24 protein-coding genes and 1 pseudogene are annotated in these 25,834 nt (G+C 68.2%); 15 read left to right on the forward strand and 10 right to left on the reverse strand.

Going from position 1 to position 25,834, the window contains the following annotated elements; translation table 11 throughout:
• Positions 1 to 248 precede the first annotated feature (248 nt).
• Together ACQPWU_RS47935 and ACQPWU_RS47940 are read right to left on the reverse strand one after the other, a co-directional pair.
• Positions 249 to 491 (reverse strand): helix-turn-helix domain-containing protein, encoded by a 243-nt coding sequence (locus tag ACQPWU_RS47935; protein WP_433432879.1) that lies wholly within the window; start codon positions 489 to 491, stop codon positions 249 to 251.
• The gene (locus tag ACQPWU_RS47940) at positions 491 to 1,204 is read right to left on the reverse strand and encodes a DUF2975 domain-containing protein (protein ID WP_433432881.1); all 714 of its coding nucleotides are present in this window, start codon (positions 1,202 to 1,204) and stop codon (positions 491 to 493) included. Before ACQPWU_RS47940 ends, ACQPWU_RS47935 begins: the two co-directional genes overlap by 1 nt.
• 1,136 nt (positions 1,205 to 2,340) lie before the next feature.
• Here ACQPWU_RS47940 and ACQPWU_RS47945 point away from each other — a divergent pair.
• Complete coding sequence (locus tag ACQPWU_RS47945) at positions 2,341 to 3,162, forward strand: hypothetical protein (protein ID WP_433432883.1); 822 nt, start codon at positions 2,341 to 2,343, stop codon at positions 3,160 to 3,162.
• Positions 3,163 to 3,264: 102 nt separating this feature from the next.
• Here the strand turns inward: ACQPWU_RS47945 and ACQPWU_RS47950 are convergent, their stop codons facing one another.
• Positions 3,265 to 4,461 carry an ROK family transcriptional regulator gene (locus tag ACQPWU_RS47950; protein WP_433432885.1) on the reverse strand — a complete coding sequence of 399 codons (1,197 nt, stop codon included), beginning with the start codon at positions 4,459 to 4,461 and terminating at the stop codon, positions 3,265 to 3,267.
• Between the two features lie 175 nt (positions 4,462 to 4,636).
• On the opposite strand from ACQPWU_RS47950, the gene ACQPWU_RS47955 reads away from it, so the two are divergent.
• The 4 genes from ACQPWU_RS47955 to ACQPWU_RS47970 all read left to right on the forward strand — a co-directional run bounded on the left by ACQPWU_RS47955 (position 4,637) and on the right by ACQPWU_RS47970 (position 8,934).
• Positions 4,637 to 5,605, forward strand: a complete 969-nt coding sequence (locus tag ACQPWU_RS47955) for a hypothetical protein (protein ID WP_433432886.1) — start codon at positions 4,637 to 4,639, stop codon at positions 5,603 to 5,605.
• Positions 5,606 to 5,614: 9 nt separating this feature from the next.
• On the forward strand, positions 5,615 to 6,484 hold the full coding sequence (locus ACQPWU_RS47960) for an NAD-dependent epimerase/dehydratase family protein (RefSeq protein ID WP_433432888.1): 870 nt from the start codon (positions 5,615 to 5,617) through the stop codon (positions 6,482 to 6,484).
• Positions 6,485 to 6,899: 415 nt separating this feature from the next.
• Positions 6,900 to 8,336: a serine hydrolase domain-containing protein gene (locus ACQPWU_RS47965; protein WP_433432890.1), complete on the forward strand. Its 1,437-nt coding sequence runs from the start codon at positions 6,900 to 6,902 to the stop codon at positions 8,334 to 8,336.
• 139 nt (positions 8,337 to 8,475) lie between these two features.
• Complete coding sequence (locus tag ACQPWU_RS47970) at positions 8,476 to 8,934, forward strand: hypothetical protein (protein WP_433432892.1); 459 nt, start codon at positions 8,476 to 8,478, stop codon at positions 8,932 to 8,934.
• 290 nt (positions 8,935 to 9,224) lie between these two features.
• Here ACQPWU_RS47970 and ACQPWU_RS47975 read toward each other — a convergent pair whose 3' ends face one another.
• A complete protein-coding gene (locus ACQPWU_RS47975) occupies positions 9,225 to 10,334 on the reverse strand; it encodes a mandelate racemase/muconate lactonizing enzyme family protein (RefSeq protein ID WP_433432893.1) in 1,110 nt (369 codons plus the stop codon).
• A 166-nt stretch (positions 10,335 to 10,500) separates the two neighbouring features.
• Here ACQPWU_RS47975 and ACQPWU_RS47980 point away from each other — a divergent pair, with 166 nt between their 5' ends.
• The 9 genes from ACQPWU_RS47980 (at position 10,501) to ACQPWU_RS48020 (ending at position 21,200) form a co-directional block, all read left to right on the forward strand.
• Positions 10,501 to 12,054, forward strand: a complete 1,554-nt coding sequence (locus tag ACQPWU_RS47980; RefSeq protein ID WP_433432895.1) for an ABC transporter substrate-binding protein — start codon at positions 10,501 to 10,503, stop codon at positions 12,052 to 12,054.
• 3 nt (positions 12,055 to 12,057) lie between these two features.
• Complete coding sequence (locus ACQPWU_RS47985; RefSeq protein ID WP_433432897.1) at positions 12,058 to 13,014, forward strand: ABC transporter permease; 957 nt, start codon at positions 12,058 to 12,060, stop codon at positions 13,012 to 13,014.
• Complete coding sequence (locus ACQPWU_RS47990) at positions 13,011 to 13,823, forward strand: ABC transporter permease (protein ID WP_433432899.1); 813 nt, start codon at positions 13,011 to 13,013, stop codon at positions 13,821 to 13,823. The genes ACQPWU_RS47985 and ACQPWU_RS47990 overlap by 4 nt, the downstream gene beginning before the upstream one ends.
• 17 nt (positions 13,824 to 13,840) lie before the next feature.
• A complete protein-coding gene (locus ACQPWU_RS47995) occupies positions 13,841 to 15,910 on the forward strand; it encodes a dipeptide ABC transporter ATP-binding protein (protein WP_433432900.1) in 2,070 nt (689 codons plus the stop codon).
• Positions 15,907 to 17,049 carry a mandelate racemase/muconate lactonizing enzyme family protein gene (locus ACQPWU_RS48000; protein ID WP_433432902.1) on the forward strand — a complete coding sequence of 381 codons (1,143 nt, stop codon included), beginning with the start codon at positions 15,907 to 15,909 and terminating at the stop codon, positions 17,047 to 17,049. Before ACQPWU_RS47995 ends, ACQPWU_RS48000 begins: the two co-directional genes overlap by 4 nt.
• A 5-nt stretch (positions 17,050 to 17,054) precedes the next feature.
• Complete coding sequence (locus ACQPWU_RS48005) at positions 17,055 to 17,669, forward strand: bifunctional 4-hydroxy-2-oxoglutarate aldolase/2-dehydro-3-deoxy-phosphogluconate aldolase (RefSeq protein WP_433432904.1); 615 nt, start codon at positions 17,055 to 17,057, stop codon at positions 17,667 to 17,669.
• Between the two features lie 17 nt (positions 17,670 to 17,686).
• The gene (locus ACQPWU_RS48010) at positions 17,687 to 19,108 is read left to right on the forward strand and encodes an aldehyde dehydrogenase family protein (protein WP_433432906.1); all 1,422 of its coding nucleotides are present in this window, start codon (positions 17,687 to 17,689) and stop codon (positions 19,106 to 19,108) included.
• Positions 19,105 to 20,010 (forward strand): SMP-30/gluconolactonase/LRE family protein, encoded by a 906-nt coding sequence (locus ACQPWU_RS48015; RefSeq protein WP_433432908.1) that lies wholly within the window; start codon positions 19,105 to 19,107, stop codon positions 20,008 to 20,010. Before ACQPWU_RS48010 ends, ACQPWU_RS48015 begins: the two co-directional genes overlap by 4 nt.
• A gap of 233 nt (positions 20,011 to 20,243) precedes the next feature.
• The gene (locus ACQPWU_RS48020; RefSeq protein ID WP_433432910.1) at positions 20,244 to 21,200 is read left to right on the forward strand and encodes a helix-turn-helix transcriptional regulator; all 957 of its coding nucleotides are present in this window, start codon (positions 20,244 to 20,246) and stop codon (positions 21,198 to 21,200) included.
• On the opposite strand, the gene ACQPWU_RS48025 is transcribed toward ACQPWU_RS48020, so the two are convergent.
• The 6 genes and pseudogenes from ACQPWU_RS48025 to ACQPWU_RS48050 form a co-directional block, all read right to left on the reverse strand.
• Entirely contained in the window at positions 21,163 to 22,446 is a 1,284-nt protein-coding gene (locus ACQPWU_RS48025; RefSeq protein ID WP_433432912.1) for an MFS transporter, read from the reverse strand. The two genes, ACQPWU_RS48020 and ACQPWU_RS48025, sit on opposite strands and share 38 nt — an antisense overlap.
• A gap of 240 nt (positions 22,447 to 22,686) precedes the next feature.
• Positions 22,687 to 23,085 (reverse strand): hypothetical protein, encoded by a 399-nt coding sequence (locus tag ACQPWU_RS48030; RefSeq protein WP_433432913.1) that lies wholly within the window; start codon positions 23,083 to 23,085, stop codon positions 22,687 to 22,689.
• A 129-nt stretch (positions 23,086 to 23,214) separates the two neighbouring features.
• Complete coding sequence (locus ACQPWU_RS48035) at positions 23,215 to 23,553, reverse strand: hypothetical protein (RefSeq protein ID WP_433432915.1); 339 nt, start codon at positions 23,551 to 23,553, stop codon at positions 23,215 to 23,217.
• Between the two features lie 354 nt (positions 23,554 to 23,907).
• Positions 23,908 to 24,120 carry a transposase gene (locus tag ACQPWU_RS48040; RefSeq protein ID WP_433432917.1) on the reverse strand — a complete coding sequence of 71 codons (213 nt, stop codon included), beginning with the start codon at positions 24,118 to 24,120 and terminating at the stop codon, positions 23,908 to 23,910.
• 186 nt (positions 24,121 to 24,306) lie between these two features.
• A complete protein-coding gene (locus ACQPWU_RS48045; RefSeq protein ID WP_433432919.1) occupies positions 24,307 to 24,759 on the reverse strand; it encodes a helix-turn-helix domain-containing protein in 453 nt (150 codons plus the stop codon).
• A gap of 73 nt (positions 24,760 to 24,832) precedes the next feature.
• Positions 24,833 to 24,964 (reverse strand): annotated as a pseudogene (locus ACQPWU_RS48050) (IS630 family transposase); the annotation flags it as partial.
• 331 nt (positions 24,965 to 25,295) lie between these two features.
• Between ACQPWU_RS48050 and ACQPWU_RS48055 the strand changes: the two are divergent.
• Positions 25,296 to 25,739 (forward strand): hypothetical protein, encoded by a 444-nt coding sequence (locus tag ACQPWU_RS48055; protein ID WP_433432921.1) that lies wholly within the window; start codon positions 25,296 to 25,298, stop codon positions 25,737 to 25,739.
• Positions 25,740 to 25,834 lie beyond the last annotated feature (95 nt).

Raw genomic sequence — 25,834 nt, forward strand, 5'->3', positions numbered from 1 at the left:
TGGGATTACATGTGGTGAGAACTCTTCTACCGGGGGCTCCACGTCTGTTTCCGACCTTCGGCAACTCCTCCCGAAAGGCTCGGAACGCTACAACAGGCTGAACGCATAGAGCCAGTCGTGGGTTCGCCGGGATGTCAAGATTGAACCCGATCTGCGCCAGATATCCGGTGCGCAGGTGGCGGGGGGCGGCCCCGGATACCTGCCACCACACCGAGCGCTATTCGTCACGGCCTGGAAAGGTTACGCAATCAATCGGTGGAAGAGCGGGGTGCGAAGGACAGGAGATCGCCGGGCTGGCAGCCGAGGACCTCACAGATCTTGCTCAGTGTCGAGAACCGGATCGCCTTGGCTCGGTTGTTTTTGAGGATCGACAGGTTCACATTGGTGATCCCCACCTTGTCAGCCAGCTCGACCACGGTCATGCCGCGCTCTTCGAGCAACCCATCCAGATGTACCTCGATGGAGTGCTCGGGGTTTTCAGCGGGCGGCATCAGACAGTTCCTTCGAGTTCCTCGCGCATGTGGGCGCCGACGCGGACGACCTTCGACATCACCACGAGCCCTAGCCCGGCAATCAGGAACGCCCACGGGAAGGCCCAGCCGAACAGGGCCATCTCCCATACGTCCCTAACGGAACTGGCCACCATCGATACGGCCAGCCCGGTCTCGACGATGGTCGTGTAGAGCGACGCCGCGACTGTGCTGACGATGAGGAATGCGCCGAGGAACCGCAGCCGGCGGACGACCACCGCATCGAAACCACTCTCTCGTCGTGCGCCGATGATCAGCCGGTCGAGGAGGAAGAGCGCGATGAGCAACACGAGCGGGGTGGCGAACCGTGACGTCTGATAGAGCAACTGCGTGCCGAGGCTGGAGTCGTCCTTGCAGATCTGAGGCAGCGGGTAGCTGAACTCGACTCCCTTCTCCACGGGGTAGGGGTCGTCGTAGACGCCACTGCTCGTGTCCATGACCCTCCGGCGTTGGGGGTCCCGTCGGGGGTCCTCAGCGAAATTTCCCTTCACATCAAGGATGCTCGGTGATGCGACACACACCAGGGTTCGGGTCCCGCTGGAACTGAAGGCGTTCTCTCCACCGGTCAAGGCCGCACGCCCGACCTCATAGACCATCATGGCGGCGAACAGCACCAGAAGAAGGCGGACGACGATCGCCGTCCGCTTCAGGCGGGTGGATCTGTCGAGGGGCACAGCACGGCTCCACATCGTTGATCGATAAGGTGTCAAGTGGACCTGTCGTCCCGATGCGGGCTCCCCGAGCCGCTCCCGAGCGGCATGCTCTGGCCACGAAACGAAGAAGATCCTTGAGAGACGCATGTCTGCCGCGGTCACACATCGTCCGGAGCCCGTGCGCTCCGGTGGCCGTTCCTCGGCCATGTGTTCCTGCGGTCACGGCCCGGCTTGAGCCACAGGATCGATCCGCGGCATGCCTTTCGGGCTGCACCACATGCGAACCGCCGGCCGGTCTACCTGCGGCGGCGGGCGTAGAAATGGCCGAAAGCCCCCGCGCATGCGGCGGATACGGATAGGCAGATCGCCGCCACGGCGCCGAGATCACCGGCTGCGGCAATGACTCCCAACACGAAGAAGTAAGCGGCCGCAGCCGCATACGACTTCCAGAAGACCCCTCGGTAAGACGGACGGCGAGAACGCGAAGGAGGCAATAGGGTCACTCCCTCATCATGCGGCAGGACAGCGTGACCGCCTCGCCGACAACCCATGCCGTGCAGCGATCGACAAGAAACTGTGCACTGGTGGCGAAAGGACGTGCGCACGTCCTTGGAGCATCCTTGTCAGCTGGCACATGAGTGCTTTTCATGCGGCCGGATTAACTAACCCCCAGCGAGCCCGGATATGTCGCTCGGGTATGGCTTCCGCTTGCTTACGGCGGAATCTTTATCCGCACCTTGTGATCGACAGCGGCACCTGCCTGGATGCCGCGGGAGCGGACTCCCAGTGAGTTCGGCGGGCTTCCTGCCGGCCATGAACGGCAAGCAGTGGTCGCAACCGGGGGCCACTGTTCTTACAATCGCGCTCTGCGGCTAGGCCGGTGGAAGCTGGTCAACGCCTTTTGGGAGCGACTGGGCGCATTGCGACATGGCCGAGCGCTGAGATTTACGACCTCGCTGGCGTGCACAGGCCACAGGTGACGCGTATGGCTGGATGACGACGGGTGGGCCGGGCGCTGCGGAGCACGCCCGTGGCGTCCCTGACCGGGCCGAGGGCGGTGGTTTTCTCTCGAGGACAGCTAACTCTGGTTGACAGCCCCAGTCAGGCTCGGTTTAACTTCCGTCCACAGAAATTAGCCCTCGGAAGGGGAAGTGCCTGTGATCAGGAAAATCGCCACCGCCATGGCGGTGGCGGCCGGTGTCTTGGCGCCCGCGGCGGTCGTCTCACCTGCAGGGGCGGAGGCGGCAAATCCCGCCTACATCGCCTACCACGCGACGAGCGCCGGGCGGCACGCCGCATACGCCAAGACGCTCACAAAGCAGGGCTACCGCCCTATCACCGTCAACATCTCGGACGGCGGCAAGTACGCTGCGGTGTGGATCAGACGCAGCGGCCCGGCTTGGGGGATTTCTCATGAGATGTCCTACCCCGCCTACCTGAGGCGGTACGCCAACTTCATCAAGAAGGGGTACCAGCCGTACTCGGTATCCGCGACCGGCTCGGGCAGCAGCGTGAAGTTCGCCGCCATCTTCGAGAAGAAGAGCGGCAAGTTCCAGACGCGGTACAACATCAGTGCCAACCAGTTCGCGTCGATCAACCAGAAGCTGTCATCGGCCGGCTACGTGCTCACGTCCGTCGACGTGTACGGCGGCGCCGCCAATCCGCGTTACGTGGGCGTCTGGACGGCCAACCCGGGCGGAAGCTGGTTCTACACCGTTGGAAAGACGGCCGCGCAGCACCAGGCCGAGTACGCCAAGCGCACCAAGCAGGGCTTCCGGCCGACGCAGGTGGCCGTAGGCCCAGACGGCACGTACACGGCCGTCTGGCGCAAGGATGGCCTGCGTTCCTGGTCGCACTTCATCGAGATGTCTGGCTCAGGCTACCAGTGGCGATTCGACCAGCAGCGCGCTCGAGGTCTCTATCCGGTGCAGGTGAACAGCGAGAGCGGTCGTTACGCGGCCGTCTTCGTCAAGACTTGACGCGGTAGCGGACCGGTGGCCCCTGCCCCACGGCGGCAGGGGCCAATATTAACTTCTGACATAAGCTAATAGAGCCAACTGACTTCAGGGGTCAGAAAAAGCTCAGCCAATGAGCGCGAAAGGGTCGGCATAGAAGCGCTCGAGCACGCAGGTGGCGGCAGAAATCACCGGCGCGTTGTCGTCGAGGGCGCTCGCTTTGATCAAGCTTTCCGCGTCGAACTCCCGCCGCATCCACCGCCGCGCTTCTCCGCGGATCTCGTTGATGTGGTCGGGCACCAGCAACGGCGTGCCGAAAACGATGACCTGGTCAGGCGCCAGCAGGTCCATCACGATCACGACGGCCTCCCCGATCGCGCGGGCGCGCTCGCGCAGCAGGTAATCAGCCAGGGCGCCACCGCCGCGGGCGAGCTCGGCCAGGTCGTAGATCGTCTGCCCGTCGCCGAGCAGCCCTTCGCGCATGGCACGGCCGACGACGGCGCGATCGCCGGCGACTGACATGAGACAGCTGCCACGGCCGCACTCGCACGGCATCTGAGCGGGCCGGGACAGCGGGAGATGGGCGATCTGCCCGGCACCGTCGCCCTGACCGTGGTGCAGCTCGCGGCCGATGACGATGCCGGCGCCGATCACGTTGCCGATGAACAGGTGCACGAAGTCCTGTACGGCCCGATCGGCTCCGAACCACATCTCCGCCCGGCACAGGGCGCGCTGGGTCGACTCGACGACGAGGAGGCCGGGGAAGCGGCCGGCCGCCAGCGCTGGGATGTCGACGTCGGTCCAGCCGAGCACGTCCTGGTCTCTTATGCGGCCCGAGGCCCCGTCGACCCGGCCGACGGTGGTGAAGCCGGTGCCGATGATCTGCGCGGTGGTCTCCCTGGCGAGCTCAGCCACGCGCTCGGCGGCCTCGGCGACCACGACCGCAGGGTCGAGCTCGCCGTCGTGCGTGATCCGCACGGCGCTGCCGACGAGCCGGCCGCGCAGGTCCACCAGGCCGATGGTGGTGCGGCGCAGGCCGACGTGGATGCCCACGGCGTGGAAGCGGGTAGAGGCGAGGTCGAGCGGCACGCGCGGGCGACCGGCGTCACCGGACACGAGTGCAGGCAACTCCTCCAACAGCCCCGCCCGGGTCAGTTCGGCCGTGATGCGGGTGGTGGCCCCCGAGCTCAGGCGGAGGCGTTCGGCGAGATCGATGCGCGGAGCGGGCCCTTCCCTGAGCAGGGCCCGCAGCAGCGCGGCCACGTTGTGCCTGCGCACGTCGAACGTCGCCGCGGCGCGAGAGGCCGCACTGGGGCTCCGCATGGCATCACTCCCCTTTAGCACCATCGGGGCATATTTTCTTCGAAATGAAGTTAAACGTCCGATGACCAGGCAGTCAATGGGTGAGCCATCCCTGCCCAGATCGTACCAAGGGGTGGCCTTGACAATTAACTTCTGCTAGAAGTTAATACCTCGACTTTGATCAAAGGAGAAGGAGATGACAGGCGACAGCACGCCATCGCGGCGTTCGATCTTGCTCGGCGGCGCGGCCGCGCTAAGCGCCGCGGGTCTCGGTATGCTGCCCACCGCCCCGGCTGCGGCGGCCACGCCCCGGTGGCGGAGGGGGCGCTTCCCCGGCGACCCGGGCAAGGGCAAGATCGTGTATGGGTCCTCGATGGGCCCGCAGCAGACCGTGCCGGTCTTCGAGGCCGGCATCGGCACGACGCTCGGCTGCCACCGCAGCTACTTCAAGTACGTCAATGACGAGCAGTGGCGTGACATGCGGCGGGTCGCGCTGGACGACATCAAGCACCATCGCATCCCCGTCATCTCGACCAAGCTGCCTGGCCCCTGGCAGGAGGTCGCCGACGGCGAACACGACGCCTGGCTGCGCAAGGTGGCCTCGGCGCTCGGCAGCGTGCCGGGCCCGGTCTGGTTCTGCCTGCACCACGAGCCGCGCGGCGAGCAGACGCCCGCGGCCTACCGCGCGATGTACAAGCACGCCGCCCCGATCCTGCACCGGTTCCCGAACATCGCCGTGACCCCGATACTCAACGGCTGGATCTGGCAGGGCGGCGACGACGTCGAGGCCTGGCACATCCCCGAGGCCGACCTCATCGGTGTCGACGACTACAACCCCTGGTGGACCTACGACACCTCGGAGCCCAACTACCGCCCGTGGAAGACCCCGGAGAAGATCTGGGGCGGGCCCGTCGCCACCTGCCGCCAGTGGGGCAAGCCGCTGTTCGTGGCCGAGTACGGCGTCCGCCACGCCTCCCGGGAGCCGGGCAAGTCCGCCGCCTGGCTGGTCGACGCGTACCAGTACGCGCTGGATCATGGGGTGGTGGCCCTGTCGTACTTCAACTCGGGCGTGGAGTCCCCGAACGGCACCTGGGTGCTCGACGGCGAGCGGCTCGACACCTTCAAGAAGCTCATCCACCGCCCCGAATCCGTTCACATGGTGTGAGGACCGGCCATGATCCAGCCACAGGACGCCGTCGTCGTCACCGGCTCAGCGGGACGGCTCGGCAGGGCGGTCGTCGAGCACCTGGTGGCGGCCGGCGTGAAGGTGGTCGGCGTGGACCGCGTGGCCGCGCCGACGCCCCCGGGCATGCGCGTGTACACCATGCCCATCGGGCACCCCAGCGCGCTGCGGCCCGTCTTCCGGGGTGCCCGGGCGGTCATCCACCTCGCCGCCATGCCCAACCCGCGTATCGGCCCCGGGCACACGATCTACACCACCAATACCGCGGCCACGTACGCCGTGCTCGACGCCGCCACCGCCGAGGGCGTGCCGCGCGTGGTGACGGCGTCGAGCGGGTCGGTGCTGGGCATCTCCGGCGGGCCGCACGAGCTGTCCCCGCTGTACGCGCCACTCGACGAGGCACACCCCGTACGTCCACAAGACGGCTACGCCCTGTCCAAGCAAGCCGACGAGGCCGCCTGCGCGATGTTCCACCGGGCAACCGGGCTGTCGGTGGCGGCGCTGCGCTTCCCCGCCATCGGCACCCCCGAGCTGCTGCGGGAGCGGGTCCGCCGGGAGCGAGCCGAGCCAGGCTTCCTGCGCCGGGGTCTGTGGGCGTACGTCGAGGTGCGCGACCTGGCCCGAGCCTTTGCCGCCGCAGTGGCCGCCGAGGGTATCGGCTGGGAGGTGTTCGCGGTGGCCGCGGCCGACACCCTGAGCGAGGTGCCCACCGCGGAGCTCATGCGCCGCCACCACCCGGACACCGTCATCCGCCGGCCGCTGCCTGGGCACGCGTCCGTGTGGGACGTCGGCAAGGCGGCCCGGGTGCTCGGCTGGCAGCCGCAGTTCACCTGGCGGGAGGCGGAACGCGCACCGGTGTGACCGCGGTCAGGCCCCGCGGTGGTGGAGGTCGGCCGCATCTAAAGGTCGATCTTCTTAGGGCGCTGGCTGCGGACCGACCGCCGTCCGGATATGACCACCCAACCCAGCATCCCGTCTTCTAATTGTTCGCACAGCGTGTACAGCACCACTACGTGAGGAACATGCGAGTCCCTGCCATGCAATGATCTGGACGCCTGGCATCTGTTCGAGGCGACGACCCATGCAGCGCCTGCAGCCGCCAGCCGGCGCCGCTCGAGCCGCAGCGAGGACAGAGCGCAGCGCCCGTTGGAAAACCGCGTCGAACGCCGTCTGTAAAGGTCGCCGCGAGGTTGAGGAGGTCTGCGTGTGCTCGGCGAAAGGGTGAATCACCCGGGTGGCGAAGGAGAACGCATGACCTCGACCAGGAGTGACTGACGTGGTCCTGAAGCTGGGCGTGGCCCTATCGGCCTTGGCGGTGTTCGCCCTCGCCCTGTTCGTGGCTCCACGGCCACCGGCCATCGGCCCGCAGACGTCCGGCGACGCCGCTCTCGCTCGCCAGGTGCGGGACCTCGCCGGCGCGGACGGCTACCAAGGCCTGTCGGTGGCGCTACTGGAGCAAGGCCGATCTCGGTTCGCAGGCATAGGCACCGCGGACGGCATTCGTCCTGTCGAGGAGCACACACCGTTCGAGGTGGGCTCGATCGCCAAGCCCATGACCGGCATGATCCTGGCGGATCTGGCCGAGGACGGCCTGTCCCCTGACACGCCGGTCCGTGACCTGCTGCCCGACGCGGGCCTGTCCACTCCGGCGACCCTGGCAGAGCTGGCCTCGCACCGCTCCGGCATACCCCGGCTCCGCATGACGCCGCAGATCATCGCAGGTGCCTTGCTGAGCCCGTACACCGGCGCCGACCCGTACGGAAGCGCGGGTCCCGACACAGTGCTGGCCGACGCGGCGGCTGTCAGGGCCGGTGAGCGAGGCAAGGTCGCCTACTCCAATCTGGGCATGGCCCTGCTCGGCCTGGCCCTGGCCAAGCGCTCGGACACTACCTATGCCGACCTCCTGCGCAAGCGTGTCCTGGCCCCGCTGGGCATGACCTCCACCGTGGCACTCGGCCCTCAGGACGACCTCCCACCCGACCGTGCCACGGGCCGAGCCGAGAACGGCCTGGCCATGGATCCTTGGCGCAGCCACGGTCACGCAGCGGCGGGCGGCGGTGTCTGGTCCACCGCGGAGGACATGGCCAAGCTGGTCGGCGCTGCCATGAACGGCACCGCCCCGGGTGCCGACGCCGCCACCCCGCGCTGGAGCCAGAACGAACGCCAGCGCATCGGCTACGGCTGGTTCACCACCCGCTACGGCGCCAAGAGCATCACCTGGCACAACGGCGCCACCGGCGGGTTCACCTCGTACGTAGGCTTCGACCGCGCAACCGGACGCGGCGTAGTCGTCCTGAGCAACACCAACAAACCGGTGGACGCCGTGGGGCTGCGCCTGCTCGGCATAGAGAAATCTGATGACGAGAGCCGCTCTCCCATGACGGCGATCGTGATGATCCTCTTCTCCTTCAGCGGCCTCTGGCTCGTGGTGTCAGCCGCTCGCAACCGCGTGCCCGACCGACTGTCAGTCGTCGGTCGAGGACTATGGGCACTGTTGCTGCTGTTCGTGGCGCGCAACGCCGGCCCTTGGGATGCCGTAACGCCCATCGTGTGGATTTGCGGAGCCGGCGTGCTGGCCGTGGCCGCAGGCTTGGCCGTCTTCCGCTGGCCGGACCTGCCGCTCACACGCAGGACGGCGTCCCGTTGGAGCTGGATACACCTCGCCTTGCCGGCTGCTCTCCTGCTCGCGTTAGGAGTCGCCACGGCGTTATGAGGCGACATGTCAGGGCGCGTCCGGTGCCCGCTCGGGGATGGCCTGCGATTCGGGCTTGGCCGAGTCTGGTGAGCGAGTCGATGAAGGGAAGCATGCCGTCCTCGGGCTCACCGCAATGTTCAACCACCAAGGAGAGCCGATGGATCGAGCTGAGCAGACCAAGCAACGTCGTGCGGCAAGGCCGTGGCATCTGTGGGTCGTGGGGCTCGTCTTACTGGCCCTGTACCTCGTCGGCGCGCGTGACTACGTCTTGACCAGGACGCTGAACCAGGGGTACTTCGACGAACAAGGCTACGGCCCTGCCCAGATCGCGTACTTCACCGACTATCCGGCGATTCCGGCTGTCTTCTGGACCATCAACATCGCCGCCGGCCTGGCGGCGGCCCTGCTGCTGCTGTTCCGCTCCCGCCGGGCGACCCTGACAGCGTTGATCGCCGCGACGTCCCAGCTGTGCCTGCTCGTCATCACGTTCGGGTTCATGGACCGATGGGCCATCCTCGGCCCCAGGTTCTCACTCGTCGACATCGGCGTGTGGGTGCTGACCATCGGTCTCTGGGTGTACTGCTACGCGATGCACCGACTATGCGTCCTTCGGTGACCGCTGAGCCGGCGGACGCGTTGCGCTGCTGAAGGGATGGGGTGTCGCCATTGCCAGCGGCGATGGTCTGCCAGAGGCGGCCTATGCGCTTTCCTACATGGGCGGCCAACTCTCGTCCATCGCCATGGCTATTTTGGTGTTCGATCGGACCGGTTCTATGGCGGTCACCGCGATGGCGTTCGCCGCACTGGCTTCGGGATGGCCACCAGGGCCAGTTCCAGAGCATCGTCGCGCCTGTCGGATTGAAGACTCACCTCATCGAGCGCCCTGGATCACCGAACGGACCGCGCTCACGCCGTTTCCGGGAGAAACGCGAGGCCGGGGGTGAGGGCGACCCCGAGTCCCGGGGCCGCGGAAAGGGGCAGGCCCTCCCCCGTCACGATCTCCTGCGGGGTGACCACGGCGGCGCGGTCCACATCCTCGCCGTACATGAACTCCACCAGCGTGACGTCGGGATGGACGGTCGACAGATGCGCGCACACGGCGGTGCTGATCGGGCCACAGGGGTTGTGGTACGTCACGTCGACCCCCGTGACCTTCTCGGCAAGACGCAGCAGCGGAGTGAGGCCGGCGGTGTACTTGGGGTCGAGCAGCAGCACCCTCAGGTAGCCCGTGGACAGGGCGGCGGCCAGCTGCTCCGCCGTGTGAAGCGTCTCGCCGCCGGCGATAGGCGCCTTGGCACGGGCCGCCAGCCAGCGGACCGCCTCGGGATCGGTGACGTCCACGGCGTCCTCCAGCCACGCGACACCGAGCTCGTCCAGGCGCGGCACGGCCACGGCGAGCTCGTCCCTGGAGAGCTTGTGATGCACGTCGATCATCAGTTCGGCGCCCTGGCCGATAGCCTCGCGTACGGCCCGGGCGATCGCGAGCCCGGTGTCGAGGTTGGACATGCCTGGCAGCGGCGGCCCGTCGAACGGCGCGACCTTGATCTTGCCGTGGCCGTCGGCGACCGCGGCGGCGGCCTTTGCGGCGAAGTCCTGCGGCCGGCGTCTGCCGCCGCTGCGGTTGATGTTGGCGTAGACCGGGACGCTCTCCCGCCGCTCGCCTCCCATCCACTGCCACAGCGGCACGCCCTCCGCCTGCGCGGCGAGGTCGGCCAGGGCCATGTCGAGGCCGCCGATGACGGTACGCCGCAGGAAGCGCGTACGCGGATCGCCGTGTGCCCCGCACTCGCGGCGCAGCAGCTCGCAGAGGTCCTGCCCGCCTGCCTGCGCGTCGGTCCCGCGGACGCGGGGCACCAGCTCCGCGACCGTCTCCGGGACCCGCTCAGGCCACCCGCTGTCGGAGCACTCGCCGGTCCCCACCATGCCTTCCTCGGTCTCAACCTCGAGGAACATCCACGTCGATCTCTGAGTGGCACGGAAACGCCGCAGGCGGAGGTCGGTGATGCGCATGCTCATACGGACCCCTTCCATAAGTTGTCATCGGAAGATAATAGGAGAACCCCTGCGCGTCAATGTGTCACTCAAGCCTCGACACCTGGTGCGGAACGTCTTGACGACGCCGGTACCGCGACATTAACTTCAGTCAGGAATTAATCTTGCGGGCCGACGGAGGTATTCCACCATGAGCAAACCGCCCGCTCGAAGAGACATCCTGCGCTGGGGAGCCACGAGCCTGGCCCTGCTGGGCGCGGGCGTCGCCGGCTGCGCCTCCGCCGTCGAACGGGAGGTCAGGAACAAGAGTGCCGCGGGGACGCGCGGCGGCCGGCTCGTCATCGCACAGGGCACCGACATCGTCCCCAAGACCGTGGTCAACCAGTCCGCGCAGAACGCCACCTGGCGCAGACAGGTTTTCAACAGCCTGGTCCGCCTCGACAGGCAGACGCACGAGGCGCTCCCCGAGCTGGCGACCGCCTGGGAGACGAGCGAAGGCGGCCGCGTCACCACCCTGACCCTGCGCGAGGGGGTCACCTGGCACTCCGGCCGGCCGTTCACCGCCGACGACGTGCGGTTCTCCGTGGAGTTCCAGCGCGACATGCAGCCGCCGTTCGCCTTCGCCTGGCTGCTCAAGCAGCTCTCCGAAGTCACGGCGGTGAACTCCGGGACCGTGCGGCTGGCCTTCGACGAGCCGGTCAACAACCTCTTCGACGCGCTCTCCCTCATGATCATGCTGGACTGGGAGTCGGCCCGGGAACTCGTCACCGGCGCCAAGGTGATCGGCACCGGGCCGTTCATCTTCGCCGAATACCGGCAGGGCACCAGCCTGCGGCTCGACCGCTACGCCAAGTACTGGGAGTCCGGCAGGCCCGCCCTCGACAGCGTCCTGGTCAGGATGATCACCAAGCCGGAGGCCCGCATGTCCGCGCTGCGCTCGGGCCAGGTGCACCTGGCCACCGGGGTCGGCCCCATGGAGCTCAAGCAGGTCGAGTCCGACCAGAAATTCACCGTCACCCCGTACGACACCTACAGCTCCGGCGTCTACCTCGGCTGCAACGTCAACGCGGGCCCGCTGAAGGACAAGCGGGTGCGCCAGGCCATCCACTACGCGCTGGACCGGCGCCGGATCGCCGCGGAAATCTACCGCGGCAAGGCCCAGCCGAACGCCACCCCATGGTCGGCCACCAGCCCGGCTCATAACCAGACGCTCGCCGACCACTACGCCCGCGACCTGCCCAGGGCAGTGAGCATGCTGAAAGAGGCCGGAGCCGACGGCGCAGAGCTGATCCTGGAATCGGCGCAGCCGGTGAGCAAGTCCGCGGAGATCGCCGAGTTCAACCTGCGTGAGGCCGGGCTCCAACCGCGGCTGCGCGTGCTCAACGCCACCCAGCAGCAGGAGCGCATCGAGAGCCGCACCTTCGAGGGCATGTGGATGGGCCAGCACGGATACAACAACCTCTCCCCCACCAACCTCCTCTACAGCGCCATGCCCTACCGGACCACGCAGAACCTGTTCAACTTCGACTCCGAACAGTACGAGAAGCTCGCCCAGACCGCCCTGCGCGCCCCTGGTGAGACGGAGCGGCGCGCGGCCTACGACGCCGTAACCGAGTTCATCCTGGATGAGGCGTTCTGCTGTGACCTCGTCCACGCCACCAGCACCGCCGTCACCAGCGGCGTCTCCGGCTGGGACTACACCGTCTGGGACGACGTCCTGTTGGGGAACTCCACGGTGGTCTGACGCGTGCTGTCCTACTTCGCCCGCCGCGTCCCGACCGCGGCGCTCACTGTCCTCCTGACCTCAGTCGTGGTCTTCCTGCTGATCGGCCTGCTGCCCGGCAGCCCCGCCTCGGTCATCCTGGGCGACCAGGCCGACCCGGCCGCCGTGGCCGCCCTGGAGGAGCGCATGGGCCTGGACAGGCCGATGCTGCAGCAGTACGCGGACTGGGCCCGTGGCCTGATCATCGGCGACCTCGGCACCTCCTACATCTCTGGCGCGCCGATCGCCGACACGCTCGGCGCGGCGGCAGGCGCGACCGTGGAGCTGGCTCTGGCCAGCCTGGTCGTCACCGTCCTCACCGGCGCGGGCTTCGGCATCGCAGGGGCCACGGCTCGGCGGCGGGTGCCCCAGACGATCATCCGCGGTGTCGGTGCCCTGATCTTCGGCGTGCCGGAGTATGTGCTGGGCATCCTGCTGATCCTGCTCTTCGCGATCAGCGTGCGTCTGCTGCCCGCCGGCGGCCGAGAGCCGCTGCTGGCCGACCCGGAGATCGGCATCCAGTACCTGGCCATGCCCGCCCTCGCGCTGGGGCTGCACTCCGGGGTGGTCGTGGGCAGGTTCCTGGAAACCGAGTTACGCAGGCAGTTGGAGGAGGAGTACCTCGACACCGCGCACGCCAAGGGCGTCTCTGCCCGGCGGGTGCTTTGGCGGCACGCCTTACCCAACGCCCTGCCGCCGGTCGTCACGGTGCTGGGTATGCGCGTCGGCCATCTGCTCGGCGGCGCCGTGGTCATCGAGGCGGTGTTCGCCTGGCCCGGGCTCGGCCAGGTGCTGGCGAACGCGGTCGTCAACCATGACTATCTGATCATCCAGGATCTGGTGGTCTACTTCGTCGTCGTCTTCATCGCCGTGCAGGTGGCGGGCGACCTCATCCACGCGACTCTCGACCCGCGCGTCAGGCTGGAGGGTGAGGCGTCATGAGAACGCCCCGGGTGCTGCGCGCGCCAGGAGGCTCGGCGGGCGCGGCGATCGTCCTGGTCTTGGCCGCGGCAGGCCTGCTCGCGCCGTGGCTCAGCCCGTACGCGCCGGACTTCCAGCAGGCGGGCGCGGTGCTCGAGGGGCCGTCGGCGGGCCATTGGTTCGGCACCGACGACCTAGGCAGGGACGTGCTGTCCCGGCTGTTGTACGGCATCAGGCAGGACATGGTCATCATCGTCCTGGCCGTGCCGCTCAGCAAGGCCATCGGCATCGTCGTCGGGCTACTGGCGACCACACATCGCGCCGCCGATGTCCTCGTCCAGCGGCTGCTGGACGTCAAACTGGCCTTTCCGACGGTGATCATGGGGGCGGCGCTGGCGGCGTTCCTCGGCCCGGGGTTCTCCACGGTGCTGATCGTCATCGTGATCAGCGGCATCCCCGTCACCGCCCGGCTCACCAGGACGGCGGTGCTCACCGAGCGCGAGCGGGAGTACGTCACCGGAGCCCGCGTCGTGGGCGCCTCACGCACCGCGATCCTGGTGAGGCACATCCTGCCGAACGCGGTCGACGCGCTCGTGGTGAACTTCGTGATGTCCGCGGCCGGCGCCGTGTTCCTGGAGGGAGCGCTCAGCCTGCTGGGCTTCGGCATCCAGCCGCCGGCCCCGTCGCTCGGCGGAATGATCGAGAAAGGGCTTCCCTACCTGGCGGAGCAGCAATGGGGCGTTCTGGCGCCTGTCGCCGTGCTCACCGGTCTGGTCATCGGACTCAACCTGCTCGGCGACGCACTCAACGCGGCCTTGCGCCGCGGATGACCCCCCTTGGAGAATCCGTGAACGACAGCCAAGTCCCCCTGCTCCAGGTGCGCGACCTACGGGTCGACTTCCGAGGTCGGCAGGGCCGCGTGCAGGCCGTGCGCGGGGTGGGATTCGACGTCTACCCTGGCGAGTCGCTCGCCATCGTCGGTGAGTCGGGATCCGGCAAGTCCGTGACGGCCCGCAGCGTGCTGCGACTCGTACGCGACCCGGGCCGGATCACCTCCGGCTCCATCCGTTACGGGGGACGCGAGGTCCTCGGCATGTCCAGGGCCGAGCTCGCCCGGCTGCGCGGAGGCGAGATCGGTATGGTCTTCCAGGACCCCCTGTCCTCGCTGAACCCGGTCATGACCATCGGCGAGCAGGTCGCCGAGGCCGTACGGGCACACGGCCACGACCGCCGCCGCGCCCGGGCCAGGGCTGCGGAGCTGCTGGAGCTCGTGGGCGTGCCCGACCCCGCGCGGCGGCTGGCCGACTATCCGCACCAGTTCTCCGGAGGCATGCGCCAGCGCGTCGTGATCGCCATCGCGCTGGCGGGCGACCCGTCGCTCATCATCGCCGATGAACCCACCACCGCTCTGGACGTCACGGTGCAAGCGCAGATCCTGGAGGTGTTCGCGCGGCTGAACAAGGAGCTGGGCACCACGGTCGCCGTCATCACCCACAATCTCGGCCTGGTGGCCCGGTTGTGTGACCGGGCCCTGGTCATGTACGCGGGCCAGATCGTCGAGGAGGCCCCCGTGGCCGCGCTGCACGACGCACCGCGGCATCCGTACGCGTGGAGCCTGCTCAAGTCGGTGCCCCGGCTCACCGGCGGCGCGAACCGGCTGGAAGCAATCCCGGGCCGACCACCGGACCTGCGCCGCCCGCCCGATGGCTGCGCGTTCGCGCCGCGCTGCGCGTTCGCCGAGGATCGCTGCCACGCGGCGGCGCCACCGCTGACGGAACGGGACCCCGGCCACCGGGCCGCCTGCTGGGTCACCGACGACGGGCTGCGCCTCACCGCTGCCAGCCGCTCCTATGCGTGTGTTGAGCCGTCCCCCACGCTCCGGCCCCAGCACGGCGGTCCCGGTCCCGAGCACGGCACGCGCGAGCCCGTCGCCGATGTTCTCGTGCTGCGCGACGTCTACAAGAGCTACCCGGTGCGGGGGCGCGGGCTCGGCCGGCGCACCATGGGCGAGGTCAGGGCCGTACGCGGCGTGAGCCTGCGGCTGGCCGCCGGCGAGACGCTCGGGCTGGTCGGCGAGTCGGGCTGCGGCAAGTCCACGCTCACCCGCATCCTCCTGGGCCTGGAAAAAGCCGATTCGGGGTCCGTGCTCGTGCGGGACCACGACCTGACGGCGACCGACGGCCGTGGGCTGACGGAGCTGCGTCGGCAGGTACAGCTCGTCCTGCAGGACCCGTACGCCTCGCTCAACCCACGGCACACCGTCGGCCGCCTGGTGGCCGAGCCACTGCGCATCCATGGGTTGGCGGAGCCGGGCCAGATCGAGCGCGAGGTGGCCGAACTGCTGGAGCTGGTCGGGCTCGACCCGGCCATGACGGCCCGGCTGCCGCGCGACTTCTCCGGCGGCCAACGCCAGCGCATCGCCCTGGCCAGGGCTCTGGCCGTGGACCCGTCGGTGCTGGTGCTGGACGAGCCCGTCTCCGCGCTGGACGTCTCGCTCCAGGCACAGATCGTCAACCTGCTGCTCGACCTGAAGGACCGGCTCGGCATCGCATACCTGCTGGTCGCCCACGACATCGCCGTGGTCAGGCACATGAGCGACCGCATCGCCGTGATGTACCTGGGGCAGATCATGGAGGAAGGCCCTGCCGACGAGGTCTGTGCCAAGCCACTGCACCCGTACACGGCCGCACTGCTGTCGGCGGTGCCAGAACCCGATCCCGCGCTCGAACGCAGGCGGAGCCGCGTGGCGCTGTCCGGAGAGGTACCGAGCCCGCTGTCGCCTCCCTCCGGCTGTCCCTTCCACACGCGATGCGCCCTGGGGGCGGGACGGGAGATCTGCCGCACCGAGCGGCCGGTCGCGCGCGAGGTCGCACCGGGCCGCTGGTCGGCGTGCCACTTCAGCAAGGAGACGGCATGAAGATCACCGACGTTCGCGCGGTGCCCGTGCGGGGTGGGCGACGTACCTATCTGTTCGTGCTCGTCGACACCGACGAGGGCGTGCTCGGCATCGGCGAGTCGGGGCTCGCCGGCCGCGGGGCAGCGGTGTGCGGGGCACTCGAGCACCTTCGGCCGCTGCTGATCGGCCAGAACCCGCTGCGCACCGAGCAGCTGTGGCAGGTGATGTCGCGCGGCGGATTCTTCCCCGCCGACCGGGTGCTGGGCACGGCCATCGCCGCCGTCGACATCGCGCTGTGGGACATCAAGGGCAAGGCGCTGGGCGTGCCCGTGCACGTCCTGCTGGGCGGGCGGGTCCGCGACCGCGTCCCGTGCTACACGCACGTACGGTCGGAGGGAAGCGATCCCACGGGGATCGCGCGGGCCTGCGCGGAGCTGCGCGAGGCGGGGTGGCAGGCGCTGCGGCTGGCACTGCCCGCGCCCGGGGAGGCGTTCGAGCCGCGCGCGGCGGTACGCGCGGGCGTCGAGTGTTTCACAGCGGCCAGGGAGGCGGTGGGCGAGGACGTCGACCTGATTCTCGACGTGCACACCAGGCTCGATCCGCCCGAGGCGGTGCTGCTCTGCCGGGAGCTGGAACCTCTGCGCCCGCTGTTCGTGGAGGACCCGCTGCGGTGCGAGAACCTCGGCGCCTACCGCAGGCTGCGCGAACGCACCGCCGTGCCGCTGGCGGCCGGCGAGCAGCTGGCGTCGAAGTGGGAGTTCCGCCCGCTGATCGAGGAGGAGCTGGTCGACTACGCCCGGATCGACCTGTGCATCGCGGGCGGGCTCACCGAGGCCGCGAAGATCGCAGGCTGGTGCGAGACGCACTACATCCGCGTGGCCGTGCACAACCCCCTCGGCCCGGTGGCCACCGCCGCGGCGCTCCACTTCAACCTCGCGTGCACCGCGTTCGGCGTCCAGGAGCAGCCCTACATTCCCGGCGACCTGCTGGCTGAGGTGTTCCCCACGGCACCGGAGTGGCGTGACGGGAGCCTGCTGCCGCTGGAGGGGCCGGGCCTCGGCCTCCAGGTCAACCTCGAGGCGCTGGCGGCCGCCCATACGTCTGTCTGGAACGAGCCTCCGCGGCTGTTCCGCGGCGACGGCTCCTTCACGAACTGGTGAGAGGCGTGGAATTTCCTGAACTCTTAGTCATTTACCGTGGTCTGGCCCCCGGCGACGTCCTCGCGGCCAGCGATGCGCTCCACGCCGCAGGGGTGACGGCCTTCGAGACCACCATGGACAGCCCCGGCGCGCTCGACTCGATCGCCGGGCTGTCGCGGCGCCTCAGCGGCGCACTGGTCGGGGCGGGCAGCGTACGAACGATCGGCCACGTCAGGGCGGCCGCGGACGCCGGCGCGTCGTTCCTGCTCTCGCCTCACCTGGACGAGGAGCTGGTCGCGGCGACAAAGGCGTCCGGGCTGGTCTCGATCCCTGGAGCGTTCACGCCGACCGAGGTCGTCCGGGCACACGCCGCCGGCGCGGACCTCGTCAAGATCTTCCCCGTCGCACCCGTCGGCGCCGCCTACGTCGAGCAGCTACGCCAGCCGCTTCCCGGCGTTCCGCTGCTGGCGACTGGCGGGGTCACCGCCGAACTCGGCAGGCAGTGCCTTGCGGCCGGCTGCGCAATGGTGGGCGTCGGCGCCGGGCTGATCAACGCGGACGCCGTCAGAGACAGGGACTGGGACCGGCTGGCGGACGGCGCGCGCCGCTACCTGGCCGTGCTGCACGGCGAGAACGAATGACACAGAAGGGACCGATCATGCAACACGACATCTCCGGAATACGGCTGAGCGGCCGCCCCTATACCGGTGCTGGGCCCCGTTACGAGGTGGTCGAGCCCGCGACCGGGCGGCCGATCGGGCACGTCGCCGCAGGCACCGGCCGCGACGCCGCACGCGCCGTGGACGCCGCGGCCGCCGCGCTGGAGGGATGGCGCGCAACGCCGGCCCCACGACGGGGCGCCGTACTACGCGCGATCGCCGGACGGCTGCGCGTCGCCGACGACCTGACCGAGACCGTCGCCCGCGAGACCGGCAAGTGCCGCCGCGAGGCGAGCGCCGAACTCGCCCTGGCCGCGGACTACTTCGACTGGTACGCCGGACTCGCGCACACCCTCACCGACCAGGCGCTCTCCGTACGCCCCGGCCTGCGGCACATGGTACGCACTGGACCTGTGGGTGTTGCCGCCGTGCTGACACCGTGGAACTTCCCCATCTCCATTCCCGCCCGCAAGATCGCGCCCGCCCTGGCCGCCGGCTGCGCCGTGGTCTTCAAGCCGTCCGAGCTGTCGCTGCTGTCCAGCCTCGCCTTCGCCGAACTCTGCGAGTCCGAGCTCCCCGAAGGTTTGCTGAACACGGTGGCCGGGGATGGACCGGAGATCACCGGCGCCTGGCTGGACGATCGCCGCGTGCGCCTGCTGCATTTCACCGGCTCCACCGCCGTCGGACGGAGCATCGCGCAGGCTGCCGGGGCGGCCCTCACACCCGTGGTGATGGAGCTCGGCGGGCGCGCGCCGTTCATCGTGCTGCCCGACGCCGACCTCGACGAGGCCGTGGACACACTGATGGTGGCGAAGTTCCGTAACAACGGGGCCTCGTGCATCGCCGCCAACAACGTCTGGGTCCACGAAGACATACGCGCGGACTTCCTCGACCGCCTCGCCGAGCGGATCTCGGCTCTGGTTCCCGGGGACCCGCTGGACGAGCGCACGACCCTCGGCCCCGTACGGACCCACGAGATGGCCGCACGCCTGGAAGCTCTCATCGCCGCGCTGGACTCGGCAGGCGCGCGGGTACACCGGGGACGGCGAGCGGAGGCGCGCGGCTGGCACGTGGCGCCGACGCTGGTCGTCGATCCGGCGGCGGACCGGCCGGAGTGGCGGGAAGAGGTCTTCGGCCCTGTCGCGCTGGTCCGCTCCTTCACCGACCTGAAAGAGCCGATCGCCGACGCCTCGGCCACCGGGCACGGCCTGGCCGGGTACGTCTGCACCGGCGACGCCGCCGCGGGCGCGGAGCTGCTCGCCCGGCTCGACGTGGGCATCGCGGGCGTCAACGTGGCCACCCCCGCCACGCCGGAGATCCCCTTCGGTGGCCGCGGCGACAGCGGCATCGGCTACGAGGGCGGCGTGCCCGGCCTGCTGCCGTTCCTCGCCCATCAGAGCATCGCGGCGCCCCGCCCATGACCGCCGACCTGGTGCTCGACGCGCAGGCGACGGTGGCCGAGTCCCCGACCTGGGACCCCGGACGGCAGGCGCTGTGGTGGGTGGACATCCCGGCCGGCCGGGTGCACCGCTTCTCCCCCGCCACCGGCGAGGACGCGAGCTTCACAGCGGGCGAGCCAGTCGGCGCCGTGGCCACCCGGCGCGACGGCGGCCTGCTGCTCGCGACGGCGACGGGGATCGTCGGCTGCGCCGCCGACGGCTCGGGACGTACGGTCCTGCACGAGGTGGACACAGATCCACCGGGTGGACGGTGCAACGACGGCAAGGCCGACCCCTGGGGACGCTTCTGGGCCGGGACCCTGCTCTCCGGCGTCCAGGGCGCGGGCGCGCTCTACCGCCTCGCCCCCGACGGCACGCTCCGTACCATGCTGACCGGTGTCTCGGTCTCCAACGGCCTCGGTTGGAGCCCTGACGGGCGCACGTTCTACTACGCGGACTCCCCCACGGGCGGCGTGGACGCCTTCGACCACGACCCGGAGACGGGCGCCCTCAGCAACCGGCGCCGCCTGATCGACATCGAGCGCGGACGACCCGACGGGCTGACGGTCGATGCGGAGGGATGTCTCTGGGTGGCGCTGTGGGACGGATGGGCCGTGCAGCGGTTCTCGCCGGAGGGTCGGCCCGTCACGACCGTCGAAATTCCCGCGCGCAAGGTGACAAGCTGTGCCTTCGGCGGCGCCTACCTCGGCACACTGTACGTGACCACCGCCCGGGTGGGCCTGTCCGAGGCGGAGCTACGCGAGCAGCCGCACGCCGGAGGAATCTTCGCGGTGGCTGCGGGACCGCATGGGCAGATCCCGGGACGTGTACGCCTGACCGTCGCAGAACTCGCCATCGGCTCCGGCTTGAGCCCTCAACCTTAGTCGGCGAGCTGTCCGGAAGATCTGGGGCACATCAAGGTCATCACGGAAGACCAGTTCACCGCGACACCGCTGCTCGTCATGACCGCCCTGCCGATGATCGCCGTGGTCGGCCTGATCGCGTTCCAGCATCGCGACCCCGCCTGCCCCGCCCCCAGGACAGAAGGAAAGACACAAAGCCATGAGGATCCGGCCCCGCTCGCCCGGTTCCATCTCTATGGGAAAAGAGGACACGAGTGCGTGGAGAAGGAGCTCGCTGGCAGGCGACGGCTTGGAGCGACTGGATCACCCATGCCGATATGTGTCCTGAGTTCGCCACCGTCGACAATGAGAGTGGCATTTCGGTCGATCTCGGGGTGGCTGTATTGGAGGTGAAACGATTCCGCCCGGTACACCTGCAGCGGGAGGCCATCCCGGTACGGACTGGCGATGCGGACATTGTCCAGCTCATCGTGCCAAGGCGCGGCACCGTGAACGCGACGTGGGCAGGACGACAGGACACCGTGAGCGTGGGCGACCTCTACGCACACGACCTTGCCCAACTCGACGAGATACGCCTGGAATCCGACGGGCACGACGATGCTCTGGAATTGGCCCTGGTCGCCATCCCGAAGCCGGTGCTGCCGCTGGCGGGCGAGGCGATCGCTCCTCTGCTCGGGCATGGCATGCCCGTTGACGACGGAGTGAGCGGGCTGCTCAAACGATTCATCGAAGATCTCTCCGACGAGAAGCTGTCGCTCAACCCAGCAGACAGCCAACGGCTGGGGATGGTCCTGGTGGATCTCGTGACCGCATGCTTTTCCAGCCTGCTTCAATCTGGGCCAGGCCCCCGGCCAGGCTCCTCACGGCGAGTCCTCGCCGGGCGCATACGCGCCTACATTCAGCGCCATCTGAACGACCCCGAGCTCACCCCGCGTTCGGTCGCGGCCGCACACCACATCTCGGTCAGCTACCTCCACCGGCTGTTCCAACAGGAAGGTGACACAATCGCGGCATGGATACGCGATCAGCGACTGCAGCGCACACGTCGTGACCTCGCCGACGCCGCCCTGACCGACGTCCCGATCCACGAGATCGCCACCCGATGGGGGTTCGGCCGCGCAGGCGACTTCAGCCGCGCCTTCCGCGCCGCTTATGGCATGTCCCCACGCGCGTTCAGGTCCGAGACGGCCCGCTGGGCGTCACGTCCGTAGACGCTGCCCGCCTGGATACGGACGCGTAGGCTGCACCGCAGCACAGCGCGGCGGCGACCGCGCAGGCACCGCACAGTCCCACGGCGGCCGAAGCGGTGACACCCAGATCGGTCACCCATCCCGCCAGGAGGAATCCGCCGCCCTGACCCGCGGCGATGCCGGCGATCGCGACACCCATGGCGCGTCCCCGGTAAGCCGGAGCGACCCGCTGGACGAACATCGCGTTGAGTGGCGTGCCGAACGAGCATCCCAAGCCGCAGCAGAACAGCAGAGCGAGAACTACGAGCGTGGGTGGGTGCGCGAGCATGGGCAGCAACGCGAGACCGGGGAGCACGGCGAGCGGCGCCAGGATGCGGTCGCGAACGGAGGAAGGGGTCCAGCGGGTCAGGATCGTTGCCCCGGTCGCGTAGCCGAGGGCGATCGTGGCCATGAGCATTCCGGCAAGCGACGGGCCGCCGCCCAGTTCGCGGGCGAGGGGATAGGCGATCGCCTCGATGCCGAAGGCAAAGGCCGGCACCAGCCAGACCAGGAGAAGGCAACATCGCAACCAGGGGTCGGCGAAGACATAGCGCGCCCCTTCCACCGCATCTTTGAGAGGTGACCAGCGGACGCCGTGGCTCTCCGGCGCGGACCGAGGCCGGATGCCCCGCCAGATGAGCATCGCGGAGATCACGAATGTCGCGGCGTTCACCAGCAAGGCTCCCGCTGGTGTGATCAGCAGGACGATGGCGCCGCCGATCGCGAACCCAGCCACCTGGCTGACCTGGTAGGTGAGATTGGTCAGACCGTTTCCGGCGATGTACGCCTCGCCGCTCAGCACTTCGGGCATCAACGCGGCACGGGCGCTTGTGAACGGCGGAGTGAACAAATGTGCGAGATAGAGCAGTGCGATCGCCGCTCCGATCGGCATTCCTGGAATCGCCAGCACCGCGACCAGCACGGCCCGGGCCAGGTCGCAGACGACGAGCAGCCTCCGGCGGGCGATCCGATCGGCGAATGAACCCAGCACTGGGCCCAGCGCGGACGGCAGGAACGACGCGGCGAACGCCATCGCGGTGACCGCCGCAGAACCGGTCCGATCGAACACCAAAATAGCCACGGCGACGGACGAGAGTTGGTCGCCCATGTAGGAAAGCGCATAGGCCGGGTAGAGATAGCGGAATTCCCGTACCCTGAACAGGCTCGCGAAGGTAGCCGTCGCCGGGGCCGACGGCACGTTGATCGACGGTCTTCTCGTTTTCCGCATTTCCTCACCGGGCCGAGGAGGCGCTATCCGGATCCATCGCTTAGAGTTCTTATTTTGTTCACCAGGCACCGATCTCAACCGATTCTCCGCCGCCCGGAGGGCCGTTTTGACCTCTGGCGTGGGACAGCACTCGAGGACTCGGTCTCGAGCGCTGTCCCATTATTCTCCCGAAATTTTAACCCCAGCCAGTGGTACGCATGGCACACCTCCTTCCCAAATCCTGCTTTTCATGCGGTGTGGTCAGCAGCGAACGGTTCCCGTGCGAAGGTCAATCGGGTCCGGGTCCCCGCTGGAGAAATACCAACTCACCCGGAACTGGGTGCGGCATGCGTGATTCCAGATCAGCCGGATGGCCTTGCCTCTCTCAACCGCCTGATGCTTGCCGCGCTTGTAGATTCGGTTCTTCTTCCCAGTCGAGATGCTGAGGTGCCCGTAGACCTTGTGATCCTTGGGCGCAATGAAGATCGCATAGATCTTGCCGTTCAGGTGTCTACCGCACACCGTACCGGCGGAGTTGGTCTTGCAGACCCAACGACTGGCCGCCTCCGCCGGGCCGGAGAAACCGATGAGAACCACGGCGGCCAGAGCGGCAGCAACTGCGACCAGCTTTGCTTTCGAGCGCATCAACTTCTGCTCCAATTCGTTGGCGATGCGGTCGCCTTGCCTCGCAGACGCATGCGCTGAAACGCGCCGAATCCGCCAGCCTGTGAGAGCCGACGTGTATGCGGCACACCAGCGAGCAGTAGCAATGACACCAAGGCGTCCCGGCTATCCGCAATGTTCATATTTGCCCGAGTCCCAGCTCTGACTGGTCATTTGGCCATTCCCGCCTCTGATCGCGATGGAGCCACCCCACTTGACGCATTTCTTGTGAGCATTGATCCGTAGTGGGCCTGCGTAGCGGTAAGGGGGGAGGTCTGGTGCGCTCAGGCCCGGAGTGCCACGCGTCTTTATCTGCGTGGTCACGCGCAGCCATTTCTCCCCGGCATATCGCCCGCTCTTCCAGGTGACCACGCAGTTCTTGGCGCCGTCATAGAGCAGATAAATCGTCGCGTACGTCGGCCCGCGCCCGGCCAACTTGAGCTTGTGCGCGTCGATGACGTGCATGCGGCCACCACCACATACGCTGATCGGCGACGGCGCCGCCGCCTCAGCGACGGATGTCGACGCGGCTGCTACAGCGAGCGCAACCACAGCTGCAGCGGAAATTGAGCCGAGTCTCACATTATTCCCCGTGCTCCCGATGATGAATGTAGAGCGCCCACAGTTTAGCTATGACACGCTCATGGCTGATCAGCAAATTTCTGATCAGCCGGCCCGAGGCAAGGCATCCTCTGGCCAACTTGCTGGAATAGCTTAGCCGTGTAGTTTCTGCCGGGCATTAGCAAGCACTACCCCACTTCTTCGCAATGCCTCCACGGGGCGCTTTTCATCCTGAGACAGAGGTTGAAAGGTCAGGGTTCATAGCGCGCCGCTGGTGAAGGTCAGGCCGGTGCGAGCGATGAAGGCGTTCAGCAGGCTGGATCGGTGCTGCATCGGCTTGGGCCGGGTGCGGATCAGCGCGCCGAGTTGGTCGAGGGCGGCGGAGGCGAGCTTGCCCAAGCTGCGTTTGAGATGAGACCAGACGCCCTCGGTGGGGTTGAGTTCGGGGGCGTAGGAGGGCAGGTAGAACAACCGTCGGCCAGGGTCGGGAGGCGATCAGGCCGCGCATCAGCGCGTCTCGGTGCGTGGTCAGATTGTCCCGGACCAGCACGATCGGCCCGCCGTTGCTGGTGAGCGGCATACAGCAGGCGGGCATAGTCGACCTCACGAAAGCCCTTCTGCTCGCCGCGGCGACCACGGTAGAGGAGCATGGGTAGATCAGGCGGGTGCGTTTGCCGGGCTGAGGCAGATCAGCCGGGCCAGGGAGAGGCGTCCGGAGCCTGTGACGACCGGGGTGCGGCCCCGGCGGGACCAGGTGCGGGCCTTGGGCGGCCTCAGTGACTGGCCTGCTTCGTCTTCGAAGCAGATCCACGCGTCCTGGTCCCGCGCCGTTGTTCCACGCTCGGCCAGGCCTCCTTGATCCACGTAGCGATGGCGTCCTCGTTCCGCTCGGCGGCGCTGGGGCGCCGGCGGACTCCAGCCGAGCCGGTGCAGCAGGTACGAGGTACTGCGCAGGGTGTAAGACATCCTGAACAACTGCTCGATCAGCGCCGTCACCCGCGCCAGAGTCCAGCGCTGGTCCTCGCCCCAGCCGTGGGGGGCCGACCCGGCGTCCAATGCGTGCTCCAGACGGGCCACCTTCTGCTCGTCCAACCGGCAGCGGCGACCCACCCGGCCCCTTTGACCGCAATGCTTCCAGCCCGCCGGCCTGCCAGGCCCGATGCCGGGCGTAGGCGGACTTGCGTGAGACTCTCAGCCGCGTGGCCACCTGCGATGGTGCCACACCGGCAGCGAATAACTCCCTGGCCTGCATGCGTATCTGCTCGCACTTGACTCGGGCGGCCGGGGTCAGACCACCACCATCCGGATACCGCATCCCACCGGCATAGTCACCGACCAGCAGAGAGGCACGCAACCATGCCGAGCCATCTCAACCCAGCCCAACTTCGACGACATGCTCGCCCTGCTCCGCCGCACGACCATCGCCGCCAGATTTTCAGCGACCCGGCCCGAACAAGCCGACCCCACGAAATCCGCCCTAACGGACTGACCTGGGCTTACGCGATGGGATAGCGGCCAGACTCGAGGCGGGCTCGAGGTGGGAAGGCAGTGCGCAGTTTTTGTCGACGCTGCGCGCTAGACATCTGCGACCGGTTTGACCAGCCTTGGTTGCGCTTTCATCGATCATTCTCGAAAGGTTTCGCGTCATGCGTCTTTCGTTGGTTGCGGTCGGCGCGCTGCTGGTCCTTTCCTTCTCCGCCGGCGCCGTACCCGCCTCGTCCGCCGTTTCCTCCTCCGCAGATGCCGCGCTGGCTTCAGCCGCCGCAGGACCGCCCACCTCGTGCGCGGGGGATAGGGCAGTCGCCGCGCCCATGCGGTGGAGTCAGTGGCGGTCGGCTTGCGAGCTGGACTTGCGCGGCAAACTTACCTACAGGTGGAGCGCGGACAGCCGGGTCTGCGTGCAGGTCCGGAGCATTTACCACGGCGAATCGCGCCGTGTTTCCGCGCCCAAGTGCGGCAAGAAGGGCGTGATCACGGTTTCCTGGTCGGGTAAGAACCCGAAGGATGTGCGTAAGCCCAAGCTCCGTGCCTACAGCTCATCCGACACGCGCACCGCGGTAACCCAATGGAGCGCCAGCTTTACTCGCTGAGGATACGACATATGTCGGTCAAATCTCTTTTCCTTCTTCCGCTTGTTGTCCTCGTCGGAGTCTGCGGCACGCCACAGCCGGTCGCACTCATCGGG

This window comes from Nonomuraea sp. CA-141351, assembly GCF_050944675.1.
GTDB lineage: Bacteria > Actinomycetota > Actinomycetes > Streptosporangiales > Streptosporangiaceae > Nonomuraea.